Here is a 12,147-nt window from a genome sequence, read left to right on the forward strand (position 1 = left end):
TGTAGATTGCGTATAGCTTGTAGCACTTATTCAGTACGCTTTTCTTTAGGAGACAACCATCTTTGAATGACACATTTACCGAACTTAATTACGGATTTAGGGCTGATACTTGGGGCAGCAGGCGTTACCACCCTTCTTTTTAAGTGGCTGAAGCAGCCCCTGGTGCTGGGATACATCATCGTCGGGTTGCTGGTGGGGCCGCACACGCCCCTTTTTCCCTCCATCGTCGAAACCGAGAACATTAACATATGGGCCGAGATTGGCGTCATCTTCCTGCTGTTCAGCCTGGGGCTGGAGTTCAGTTTCAAGAAGCTGGTGAAGGTGGGCGGGGCCTCCTCCATCATGGCTTTCGTGGAGGTGGTGGTGATGCTGCTGCTCGGCTACGTCACGGGCCAGTTGCTCGGCTGGTCCACGATGGACAGCATTTTCCTGGGCGGCATCCTCTCCATCTCCTCCACCACCATCATCATCCGTGCGTTTGAGGAGCTGGGCGTGAAGTCGCAGCGGTTCGCGGGGCTGGTGTTCGGGGTGCTGATTGTGGAGGACCTAGTGGCTATCCTGCTGCTGGTGCTGCTCTCCACGCTGGCGGTGAGCCAGCAGTTTGCTGGCTCCGAGATGCTGGAGGCGGTGCTGAAACTCGGCTTCTTTCTGCTGCTGTGGTTCCTGGCGGGTATTTTTCTCATCCCCACTTTCCTCAGGAGGGCCAGCAAGCTGATGAACGACGAGATGCTGCTGATCGTTTCGCTGGCGCTCTGCCTGCTGATGGTGATACTGGCGGCGCAGGTGGGCTTCTCCCCGGCGCTGGGCGCCTTCATCATGGGCTCCATCCTGGCCGAGACGACCAAGGCGGAAAAGATAGAGCACCTCATCGCCCCGGTCAAGGACCTGTTCGGGGCCATCTTCTTCGTGTCGGTGGGCATCCTCATCGACCCGTCCATGATGGTGGAGTATGCCGGGCCCATCGCGGTGATAACGCTGGTGACGCTGGTGGGTAAGTTTATGAGCATCACGAGCGGCGGCCTGATGGCGGGACAGGGGCTGAAGACATCTATACAATCTGGTATGAGCGTCTCGCAGATCGGCGAGTTCTCCTTCATCATCGCCACGCTCGGTCTCACCCTCAACGTGACCAGCGACTTCCTCTATCCCGTGGCCGTGGCGGTGTCGGCCATCACCACCTTCACCACGCCCTATATGATCCGCTATTCCGAGCCGCTGTACAGGTCGGTGGAGCGGGTGCTGCCGGAGAAGTGGAAAGCCTCGCTGAGCGAATACAACTCCGGCGCGCAGACCATCGGCACCACCAGCGACTGGAAACTGGTGCTGCGGTCCTACACCCTCAACCTGGTGGTATACTCCGCCATCATGATTGCCATTGTCATCCTCTCTGCCAGCTACGCCAATCCCTTTATTCGGGAGAACGTGGTGGGCGGCAACCTCGGAGACCTGCTGACCACGGCGGTCACGCTTGTTTTTATGGCGCCTTTCCTGTGGGCCCTGGCCATCCACCACCCGCAGCAGGAGGCGCAGGGGCGTATATGGGCGAACAAGAACTACCGCAGCCTGATCATCGTGCTGGAGTTTGCCCGGATCGGCATCGCCATTCTGTTCATCGGGTTTCTGCTCCACCAGTTCTTCTCGGTGCAGGTCGCCATTGTGGTGGGCCTGATCATTATTGCGCTGCTGGCCGTTTTCTCCCAGCGTATCCAGGCTTTCTATATCCGGATAGAGACCCGCTTTATGAACAACCTGAACGCCCGCGAGATCAGCGAGGCAGCCAAAATGCACCACACCCTCACGCCCTGGGACGCCCGCCTGACCAGCTTCGATGTCTCGCCTGAGTCCGTCATAGTAGGGAAGAGCCTCGTGGAGCTGCAGATAAGGGAGAAGTATGGGGTAAACGTGGCCGTGATAGAGCGGGGCAGCCGCACCATTATGGCACCCACGCGCAACGAGCGGGTGCTGCCCGGCGACCGTATATATGCTTTCGGGACGGATGACCAGATGGAGACCTTCCGGCAACTGATGGAGGCGGAGGTGGAGACGGCCGCAAACGGCGGGGACGGGAAAGAAGACATCCGGCTTCAGAAGCTTCTGGTTACGGGCAACTCGCCGCTGCTGCACACCTCCATACGGGAGGCGGGGGTGCGGGAGAAAACCAAGGGCCTGATAGTGGGCGTCGAGAAAAACGGCAGGCGCATCCTCAACCCGGACTCTGACCTGGTGTTTGAGGAAGGCGACATTGTCTGGATAGTGGGCAGCCCGTGGCGCATCAGCAAACTGGAGGCGGCCATGCATTAGCGCGGGGCAGGCGGAGAGACGTGCGCCCCGTGCATTCATTGTCGGAGCCGGCAGCAAGCCGTGCCCGGTTTATATATACCCATATAAGAGGCAGGGAAGCGGCACCAAGGGCAGTTCGGGGGCGCTGGCTGCCACCAGCCCGGAGCCATATAGAAGCGGTTAAATGCGGCATATAGCAGCAACTCCTGTGGCAGGGCATATACAGCAAGTGTGAACTTCGCGCCTTTGCGTAGTCTTTCGGGTTACCTGTGTTTTACTATGCGCAAATGAATCAGAGCTAAAAACCACATGACGCATCTCCCACACTTAATCGCCGATTTAGGCCTGCTGCTCGGGGCCGCTGGCATTACCAGCCTGTTGTTCAAATGGATTAAGCAACCCGTGGTGCTGGGGTATATCATCGCTGGCCTGCTGGTGGGGCCGCACTTCTCGTTTTTCCCCTCCATAGCCGACACAGGCAACATCCGGATATGGGCCGAGATTGGCGTCATCTTCCTGCTGTTCAGCCTGGGGCTGGAGTTCAGTTTCAAGAAGCTGGTGAAGGTGGGCGGCTCCTCGTCTGTCATGGCCCTGACGGAGATCGTGGTGATGCTGCTGCTCGGCTACGTCACGGGCCAGTTGCTCGGCTGGTCCACGATGGACAGCATTTTCCTGGGCGGCATCCTCTCCATCTCCTCCACCACCATCATCATCCGTGCCTTTGAGGAACTGGGCGTGAAGTCGCAGCAGTTCGCGGGGCTGGTGTTCGGGGTGCTGATTGTGGAGGACCTGGTGGCTATCCTGCTGCTGGTGCTGCTCTCCACGGTGGCGGTGAGCCAGCAGTTCGCTGGCACGGAGATGCTCACCTCCGTCCTGAAGCTCGGCTTCTTTCTGATGGTATGGTTTCTGGGAGGCATCTTTCTCATCCCCACTTTTCTGAAGAAAGCCGGGAAATACATGAACGAGGAGACGCTGCTGATCGTGTCCATCGCGCTTTGCCTGCTGATGGTGATACTGGCGGCGCAGGTGGGCTTCTCCCCGGCGCTGGGCGCCTTCATCATGGGCTCCATCCTGGCCGAGACGACCAAGGCGGAAAAGATAGAGCACCTCATCGCCCCGGTCAAGGACCTGTTCGGGGCCATCTTCTTCGTGTCGGTGGGCATCCTCATCGACCCGTCCATGATGGTGGAGTATGCCGGGCCCATCGCGGTGATAACGCTGGTGACGGTTGGCGGCAAGTTTATGAGCATCACGAGCGGGGCGCTGATGGCGGGCAAAGGGCTGAAGACCGCTATCCAGTCGGGCATGAGCGTCTCGCAGATCGGCGAGTTCTCCTTCATCATCGCCACGCTCGGGCTGACGTTGAATGTGACCAGCGATTTTCTGTACCCGATTGCGGTGGCGGTGTCGGCCATCACCACCTTCACCACGCCCTATATGATCCGCTACTCCGAGCCGCTGTACAGGCGCATCGAGGCGCTGCTGCCCGCCAGGTGGCAGAAGGCGCTGAACAGGTATAACACGGGCGCCCACACCATCTCCACCACCAGCGACTGGAAGCCGGTGCTGAAGTCTTACGCCCTGAACCTGGTCATCTTCTCCGTTATCATTGTGGCCATTGTCATGTTCTCGGTGCGTGTGCTGAACCCCTTTATCATGGAGAATGTAGCGGGAGGCAACTCGGGCGATTTGCTGACGACTACCATCACGCTGCTGGCCATGGCCCCCTTCCTGTGGGCGCTGGCTGTGTACCACCCGCAGCAGGAGGCGCAGGCCAGGCTCTGGGCAAACAAGAACTACCGCAACCTGCTGATTGTGCTGGAGTTTGTGCGGGGCCTCGTCGCGGTCCTGTATGTGGGCTTCCTGCTCAACCAGATTTTCTCTGTCCGGGTAACGCTCGCCATCAGCCTGCTCATCATCGCGCTGCTCGCCTTCTTCTCCAAAAGGATCCAGGGCTTTTACTCAACAATAGAGAGCCGCTTTTTGTCCAACCTCAACGCCCGGGAGATTGAGGAGTTCAAACGGATGCACCACGACATTGCCCCCTGGAACGCCCACCTCACCAGCCTCGACATCAAGCCACGGTCTGTAGTTGTGGGCGAAACCCTCGAGCACCTTCAGATAAGGGAGAAGTTCGGGGTGAACATTGCCGTTATCGAGCGCGGCGGGTATACTGTGATGCCTCCCACCAAGGATGAGAGGGTATACCCCGGCGACAGAATCTATATCTTTGGGACGGATGAGCAGATTGAGACATTCCGGAAGTATATAGAGGAAAAAGCGATGCTTGCCGCCAACGAGGGCGCAGAGCGCGAGGACGTGCGGCTTCAGAAGCTTGTCGTGACCCACAATTCGCAGCTGTTGCACAAAACCATACGGGAGTCGGGCATCCGGGAGAAAACCAAAGGGCTGATAGTGGGCATAGAGCGGGACGGAAAGAGAATCATGAACCCCGACTCATTCCTGTCCTTCGCCGAGGGAGACATCCTGTGGGTGGTGGGCACGCCCTGGCGCATCAAGCAACTGGAGGCAGACAAGCAGGATAGCGCACCCTTGCAGAGGTGACCGGCTATATATGAATTGCCCCGGCACCGCTGCGGCGGGGCAACAACCTGTCTCTTATATATAAATCTATATATAAGGCGGGAGGAAACTTAGAAAAGATTTTTGTATGCGAAGAGTAGAACACTGGATTGAAGAGGCCGTAGGCCTGCCAGCCGATGTCCAGCATAACATACTGTCGTCTGTGGTGGTGCTGGCGGGGCTGTGGATCATCAGCAGGCTGCTGCTGCGCGTTGCCTCCCAGCGCCAGACGGACTCCCGGAAACTGTTCCAGTGGAAAAAGACGACAAACTATGTGGTGACGGGGCTGGGCATCATCTTCCTGGCGAATATATGGTTCGATGGCTTCCAGTCTATCGCCACGTTCCTGGGGCTGCTTTCCGCAGGCTTGGTGGTGGCCCTCCGCGACCCCATCGTGAACATGTTTGGCTGGGTGTTCCTGATATGGAAGCGGCCTTTCAAGATAGGGGACAGGATCAAGATAAATGAATACACCGGCGACGTGATCGACATCGCTTTTTTCCAGTTCACCTTAAACGAACTCGGGCAGTGGGTCGACTCTGAGCAGGCGACGGGGCGCGTGGTGCACCTGCCAAACAGCTATGTCTTTACGCATGCGCAGATCAACTACAACTACGCCTTCCCTTTTCTGTGGAACGAGGTGCAGGTCCATATCACCTTCGAGAGCGACTGGCAGAAAGCCAAAACCATCCTGCAGGGCATCGCCAACAGGTGCTCGGTAGAGTTGAGCGAGACGGCAGAGCAGCGGGTGAGGCGGGAGTCGCAGCGGCACCTTATTTTCTACCAGAACTTCCAACCCAAAGTGTACACCAAAGTGCGGGAGAACGGCATTCAGCTGACCATCCGCTACCTCTGCAACCTGAACGGCCGCCGCGACAGCGAAAACCAGCTCTGGGAAGAAGTGCTGCATCAGTTCAAGGGGGCCCCTGATATCAGGTTCGCCTACCCCACCACCCGCTTTTACCAGACGCCTGGAGACCAGTTGCAGGGCCCGCAGACAAACAGGCCCGCTTAAATTTGCCGCCTTGTCGCCCTGCCTCTTCTTCCAAAGCGCCTTCTCTATTCTGAGGCAGCCCATGCCTGCTTCTCGTCATCAGGCTACCGGCATGACTATAAATGCGCGAACTACGTAGTTATGCCTACTCCGGCCAGTATATCAGGCTTAAGGAGCTATAAGAAGGGCGGCACAGCACTGGCGCTGGCAGCAAACTCATATGAATGACTATATAATAGCGATAGCCGTGATAGGTTTTGCCGCCATGTCCATGACGTGGGTGCCGGCCCTCATGGAGAAGACGCCCTTTTCATACCCTATCGTGTACCTGTTGCTGGGGATGCTCCTATACCTGCTGCCCCTGGGGCTGCCCACACCCGACCCGCTCTGGCAGGAAGACTACGTGGTGCGGCTCACCGAATTCAGCGTCATTATCTCGCTGATGGGCACGGGCCTGAAGATCAGGCGGAAGTTCGGGTTCAAGAGGTGGCGCATACCGTTGCGGCTGGTAAGCATCACCATGTTGCTGAGCATTGCGGCCATCGCGCTGCTGGGGTGGAGCGTGCTGGGCTTTTCGGTGGCGGGCGCCGTGCTGCTGGGCGCCGTGCTGGCCCCAACCGACCCGGTGCTGGCGGAGCAGGTGCAGGTAGGCCCGCCACATGAGGAGGAGGAGGACGTGGTGCGCTTCTCGCTCACGGCCGAGGCGGGGCTGAACGACGGCTCGGCTTTCCCGTTCACGTGGCTGGCCATCGTGCTGGCCGTGTCGGCCGGGGCGGGGGGCGACTGGTTTGCAGACTGGCTGCTGCGCGATGTGCTGTACAAGGTAGCGGTAGGGATAGGGGCGGGCTTCCTGATTGGCCGCGGGCTGGCTTTTCTGGTTTATATCCTCCCCAGAAAGACGAAGTTCCCGAAGGCGGAGCACGGCTTTCTGGCCCTCTCTGCTACCCTGGTTACCTATGGGGTAACCGAATTGCTGCACGGCTACGGTTTTATTGCTGTGTTTGTGGCGGCGCTTGCCATGAGCAGCGTGGAAGAGGAGCACGCGTATAATACCGAAATGCATGATTTCGTGAACCAGGTGGAACGCATTATCATGGTGGTTTTGCTGGTGCTGTTCGGCGGGAGTATCGTCACCGGTATCTTAGATTACCTGACCTGGCAGGGCGCCTTGATTGGGCTGGCCTTTTTGTTTCTCATCAGGCCCCTCACTGCCTTACCGAGCCTGCTGGGGACGTTCTCCACCGCCAAGGAGAAACTGGCAATCTGCTTTTTTGGCATCCGGGGCATCGGCTCGTTTTTTTACCTCTCGTTCGGCTTAGATAAAATTGCCTTGCCGGAGGCTAATGAGCTGTGGTCGGTGGTGGCGTTTATCGTGATGGTGTCCATCATCCTGCATGGCATAACCGCCACCAAAGTTATTACTGATTTAGATATGGAGCGCAAGAAAAGCCGCCGCCCCGTCCCTGACTCAGACCAAACCCCGGAAGATATTTTTTGAAAAGCATCTGTCAAGAATTAATGTACACATCAGCTTGAGACATTCTTCTTTGTCATCCTTCCAAGATGACAGAATGGAAATCAGCTTGTAAATCATATATAACAGCATTCCTGCTATATATCTGAACCACTTGCACAATTACCCCTTGCAAAAGTTAGACTTGCCCGACGCCACCATCTGTTACGCGCCGCACTTCTTCGGCCCGGAAGAGAGCGATGCGTACTTTCAGGCGCTGGAGCAGCATATAAACTGGCAGCAGGAGCACATCAGGATGTTTGGCAAGGAACTGCCGATGCCGCGCCTCACCGCCTGGTACGGCGATAGAAGCTACACGTACTCGGGGCTATACAACGCGCCGCAGCCGTGGGTGCCGGTGTTGCAGGAACTGAAGAACCAGGTGGAACTGGCCAGCGGCCATATATATAACAGCGTGCTCCTGAACTTCTACCGCCACGGCAACGACAGCATGGGCTGGCACGCCGACAACGAGCCGGAGCTGGGGGAGGAGCCAGCCATCGCCAGCCTGAGCCTTGGCGGCGAGCGCCGCTTCAGCCTGAAGCACCGCACCCGCAAAGACCTGGAGCCGGTATATATAACGCTGGCGCACGGCAGCCTGCTGCTGATGCAGGGCCCCACGCAACACCACTGGCTCCACCACATCCCCAAAACCAAGCGCCCCGTACAACCACGCATCAACCTCACTTTCCGGCACGTGAAAGGCTAGCAGACGTTGCCAATCCGGGCCGGATACCGTTACTTTACAGCGTCAAGCGGCCCTGGGCCCTGCATCTATATGACCGAGAAAAAGAACATAGCCATCATGGGAGCCGGTTTGGTGGGCTCGCTGCTGTCGTTGTACCTGGCCAGGCGCGGCCACAGGGTAGACCTCTACGAGCGCCGCCCCGACCTCCGCACCACCGTGGTGGACCGCGGCCGCTCCATCAACCTTGCCCTCAGCGACCGGGGCTGGCGTGCCCTCAAAGGCATTGGCATAGAGGAGGAGGTGCGCAAGGTGGCCATCCCGATGCGCCGCCGCGTGATGCACGACGAACGGGGCAACCTCACCTTCCAGCCCTACGGCAAAGAGGGGCAGGCCATATACTCCGTGTCAAGGGGCGGGCTGAACGTGGCGCTGATGAACCTCTCGGAGCCGAACCCGGACATCACCTTCCACTTCAGCCGCCAGGCCTTGGACGTGAACCTGCGCACCAACGAGGTGCAGCTGCGCAACCTGGAGACAGGCGCGTTGGAAACGGTGCAGCCGGACCTGCTTTTCGGGGCCGACGGGGCTTTCTCGGTGGTGCGGGGGGCGATGCAGAAAACGGAGCGCTTCAACTACGAGCAGCGTTACCTGGAGTACGGCTATAAGGAACTGACCATCCCGGCGGCGGCTGGCGGCGGATGGGTGATAGAAAAGAACGCGCTGCATATATGGCCGCGCGGCAACTATATGATGATCGCCCTGCCCAACCTGGACGGCAGCTTCACCTGCACGCTTTTCTTTCCCTACGAGGGCGAGCACTCTTTCGCCGCCATCCAAAAAGAGGAGGATTTGCTGCGCTTTTTCCAGGAGGTGTTCCCGGATGCCCTGCCGCTGATGCCGGATTTGGCGGAGGAGTATTTCGGGAACCCGGTCGGCTCGCTGGTGACGGTGAAGTGTTTCCCATGGAGCTTTGAGGGCAGGTCGCTGCTGATCGGTGACGCCAGCCATGCGGTGGTGCCCTTTTACGGCCAGGGCATGAACGCCGGTTTTGAGGACATCACGGTGCTGGACCAGATGCTGGAAGCCTTTGAGGGCGATGACTGGGAAGGTCTTTTCAAGGCTTTCGAGCGCCGCCGCAAGCCCGACGCCGACGCCATCGCCGACCTGGCCGTGCTCAACTTCATCGAGATGCGCGACAAGGTGGCGGACCCGCGTTTCCTGCTCCGCAAAAAGATAGAAGGTAAAATATCAGCGCAGTACCCCGACCACTGGATCCCGCTTTACTCCATGGTCACCTTCACCGACCTGCCCTATTCCTACGCCCTCGAAACAGGCCGGAAGCAGGACGAGATCATGCAAATGGTGATGAAGCACATCAAAACAGTGGAAGACTACGACAAGCCGGAGGTGCAGCGCCTGCTGGAGAAACAGCTCATCCGGAAAGAAAAACTCAAGCCATATAGGGGGTAGGGCCAGACAAATTTTCCGTCAGGCTTATTTTGGAGCAGTGGTTGGCGCGGTGCCTAAAACTGCAGTCTGGCTGCCGATTAAGCCATCGGGCGTAATGCCTTCCGCCACCACATGTATGGCTTCCACGTTATCCGCGTTGTAGAAGCTAACCGTTGCCTTGCCATGGGTATCCGTCACGACGTGCGGAGCCCAGAGAAGTGTAGCGCGCATGTCGGGCAATTCATGCTCCGGTTTCTGTGCGTTATACTTTGGCGCGTAAAATTCCCTTGCCTTGTAATAGCCAGCCAGGGAGGTGGAAAGCACACCCGGTGCGTCGACGTTTGCATAGGTACCGGCAGCACGCTTGGTATAAACGGCAATCACCCCGTTGTAGCCACGCGAGCCGAAAATAGTGGAGGCGTTTTTCAGGATGTCGATTGTCTCCACCAGCGCCGGGTCTATGGATGTGATCATGCTGATGTCTGTGGGCGTTCCGTCCAGCAGAAACAAAGGCTCGCCTCTCCCCCTGATGGACACGATCGTGTTGGGCCAGTCCCCTCTGACCGCCACGCCAGGCACCCTCCCCTGTATGGCCTCCAGCACGTTTCGGTAAGAGGCGGCGCTGACCAGGTCTCCCATCTGCACCACATTATCGGGGCGGCTGTACATCTTCCTGAAACCCTGTTCCGCTTGCTGCTTCCCTTCGATAACCACCTCTTGCAGCAGGTGCTCCCCATTGGCAATGGCATAGGCTTCATCGGCCTTCTCCTTTTCTTCTGCCCGCTTCAGGTAGGCTTCTATATAGGGCGGTCTTGCCTCAGGAAGCGGGGCCGGGCTCATGTGCAACGAGGGGAAGGTACGGGAATCCAGCACGATGGAAACATCTTTCCGGCCGTTCTCATTTTCGGCCTGCAGGAACAGCGCGGCATTGCCGTAAAAATCCAGGCCGTCGATTTGGAAGTTCCCCGCGGCGTCAGTGGTCGCCTGCGCCCACAGGGGCTCGTCAGCTGGCAGGTAGAGCTGTACCCTGCTGTTGGGCCAGGGCTCCCCGCCGTTGAGGTGTTTTACCTGCCCGCTCACGGTCAGGCCCCGCTTTATCGGATAATTAACAGCAGGGAATTTGGCGGCAAGGATGTCTTTCCACACAAACCTGCTCCAGCCCTGGGTCAGCATCAGGTTGTCCAGCGCCTGCTTGGTAGCGGGGAGCTGGTCCTTGAAATAGTAGGCGGGCTGTTCAATGGCACCCTGCAGGTCGGACGACAGCAGCAGGTAAGTATGGATGTTGCGCGCGTAGGGGCGGTGGCTCAGCGCTGCATCCGTAGCAGCCAGCGATAAATTCGCAGCAACAGGGCCGCCGTTCGCATCGGTTGCCGTAATCTCCAGTTGCACCAGCTCTCTGGGCCCATAAGAGGGCTTGCTGCTCTTGATAGATAGGGTAAGATTATTTTGCCGCTTCCGGATGAAAACCAGACGCTCGCTCAGCGGCTCGCCGGTGGCCGCATCAAAGAGCGTGAGTTGGGTAACCCCTGCCGGGAAGTTCTCTTTGGGCACCTCCACGATAAAGGAAGAATCTGTGAACTTTGCTTTGGAGGCATAGCGCACCACCCCCCGCGACTGGCCAATCAGCACGACCTCCCTGCCGCCGGGTTTGCCCGCCACCTTTTGCGCCACTTGAACGTACAGCTTGTCCTCCAGAAAGTTGTTCACCTGCATCCGGACCCCGCGTTCCTGCACCTCGGGGAACGGGAAGTTCGTGGGCTGCCCGCTTTCGCCGGCCTTTACACGGGCAGTATAGGTAGTGCCGTACCCCGGCGTGAATACAAAGCTGCCCATGCCCAGGTGCGTACTCCTGAACACGGCTACTTCTTCTCCTTTTTCATTGAGCAGGCTGCCCGCGATGGGCGTTCCCCTGCCTGCCGCGTCAATGGCCTTGAAAGCGACCCGGCTCTCAATTCCGTCTATCAGGTTGCCGCTCTCAGGAAAGAACTGGACATCCAGATTGGGGGAGTTCCTATCCTTTACTGAATCAGAGTAGCCGCTACTATATGCTTCTTCAGCCTGAGGCGGGGCGCCAGCGCTATTTTTCCAGATGCGGAAGTCTTGCTTGAAGAAGAAACCATCCGAAAAATTGCGCATCCAGTTGGTGTAGGCGCGCACCCTGTACGTGCCCGCTTCCAGGGAATCGGCGAGAGCGAAATCACCGGACGCCATACCGCCCCTTACCTGGAGTATGTTCCTCTGTATGACTTTACCAGTTGGCGAGATTAGCTCCACATACGCGTTTCGGGTGGCTGAATCGGGGGTAAGAAAAGCGGCATTCACAAGATAGGCCTTGTACCACATGTCTTCGCCGGTAGCATAGTAGGGCTTGTCGAAGTGCAGGTAGATTTTTTCCTGGGGGTAGTTTTTGCTGAAGAAGTTGGCCTGGGCGATAATCCTGGTGATGAGATCATCTGTTACTGTTTTGAAAGCCCCTAAAGTAAAAAGCACGGACAGGCTGGTTATGGTTGACAGCAGGAAGAGCCTTTTCTTTTTTCGCGTCATGGTTAAAAGATTAGGGGCGGTAGATGTTTGAACTACAATATAACGAATTTTTAATAATCCGCTAAATGCTGTGTCTTAAAAGCCGCCCATCACTGG

Annotated in this window: 7 protein-coding genes; 6 read left to right on the forward strand and 1 reads right to left on the reverse strand. The window is 57.8% G+C overall.

The window, feature by feature from the left end; all coding sequences use genetic code 11:
- Nucleotides 1-66 precede the first annotated feature (66 nt).
- The 6 genes from GSQ62_RS12320 to GSQ62_RS12345 all read left to right on the forward strand — a co-directional run bounded on the left by GSQ62_RS12320 (nucleotide 67) and on the right by GSQ62_RS12345 (nucleotide 9,528).
- Entirely contained in the window at nucleotides 67-2,301 is a 2,235-nt protein-coding gene (locus GSQ62_RS12320) for a cation:proton antiporter (RefSeq protein WP_161889780.1), read from the forward strand.
- A gap of 288 nt (nucleotides 2,302-2,589) precedes the next feature.
- The gene (locus GSQ62_RS12325) at nucleotides 2,590-4,845 is read left to right on the forward strand and encodes a cation:proton antiporter (RefSeq protein WP_161889781.1); all 2,256 of its coding nucleotides are present in this window, start codon (nucleotides 2,590-2,592) and stop codon (nucleotides 4,843-4,845) included.
- 106 nt (nucleotides 4,846-4,951) lie between these two features.
- Complete coding sequence (locus tag GSQ62_RS12330) at nucleotides 4,952-5,878, forward strand: mechanosensitive ion channel family protein (protein ID WP_161889782.1); 927 nt, start codon at nucleotides 4,952-4,954, stop codon at nucleotides 5,876-5,878.
- Nucleotides 5,879-6,077: 199 nt separating this feature from the next.
- Nucleotides 6,078-7,355 carry a cation:proton antiporter gene (locus GSQ62_RS12335; RefSeq protein ID WP_237586612.1) on the forward strand — a complete coding sequence of 426 codons (1,278 nt, stop codon included), beginning with the start codon at nucleotides 6,078-6,080 and terminating at the stop codon, nucleotides 7,353-7,355.
- A 145-nt stretch (nucleotides 7,356-7,500) separates the two neighbouring features.
- Nucleotides 7,501-8,079 (forward strand): alpha-ketoglutarate-dependent dioxygenase AlkB family protein, encoded by a 579-nt coding sequence (locus GSQ62_RS12340; protein WP_161889783.1) that lies wholly within the window; start codon nucleotides 7,501-7,503, stop codon nucleotides 8,077-8,079.
- Between the two features lie 69 nt (nucleotides 8,080-8,148).
- Entirely contained in the window at nucleotides 8,149-9,528 is a 1,380-nt protein-coding gene (locus GSQ62_RS12345; protein WP_161889784.1) for an FAD-dependent oxidoreductase, read from the forward strand.
- Between the two features lie 24 nt (nucleotides 9,529-9,552).
- On the opposite strand, the gene GSQ62_RS12350 is transcribed toward GSQ62_RS12345, so the two are convergent.
- Nucleotides 9,553-12,051, reverse strand: a complete 2,499-nt coding sequence (locus tag GSQ62_RS12350; RefSeq protein WP_161889785.1) for a TonB-dependent receptor plug domain-containing protein — start codon at nucleotides 12,049-12,051, stop codon at nucleotides 9,553-9,555.
- Nucleotides 12,052-12,147: the final 96 nt, after the last annotated feature.

Origin of the sequence: Pontibacter russatus, from assembly GCF_009931655.1 — a bacterium.
GTDB lineage: Bacteria > Bacteroidota > Bacteroidia > Cytophagales > Hymenobacteraceae > Pontibacter > Pontibacter russatus.

Coding starts and splice junctions, on each gene's coding strand:
- GSQ62_RS12320 (WP_161889780.1), top strand. CDS start 67: ATGACACATTTACCGAACTTAATTACGGATTTAGGGCTGATACTTGGG.
- GSQ62_RS12325 (WP_161889781.1), top strand. CDS start 2,590: ATGACGCATCTCCCACACTTAATCGCCGATTTAGGCCTGCTGCTCGGG.
- GSQ62_RS12330 (WP_161889782.1), top strand. CDS start 4,952: ATGCGAAGAGTAGAACACTGGATTGAAGAGGCCGTAGGCCTGCCAGCC.
- GSQ62_RS12335 (WP_237586612.1), top strand. CDS start 6,078: ATGAATGACTATATAATAGCGATAGCCGTGATAGGTTTTGCCGCCATG.
- GSQ62_RS12345 (WP_161889784.1), top strand. CDS start 8,149: ATGACCGAGAAAAAGAACATAGCCATCATGGGAGCCGGTTTGGTGGGC.
- GSQ62_RS12350 (WP_161889785.1), bottom strand. CDS start 12,051: ATGACGCGAAAAAAGAAAAGGCTCTTCCTGCTGTCAACCATAACCAGC.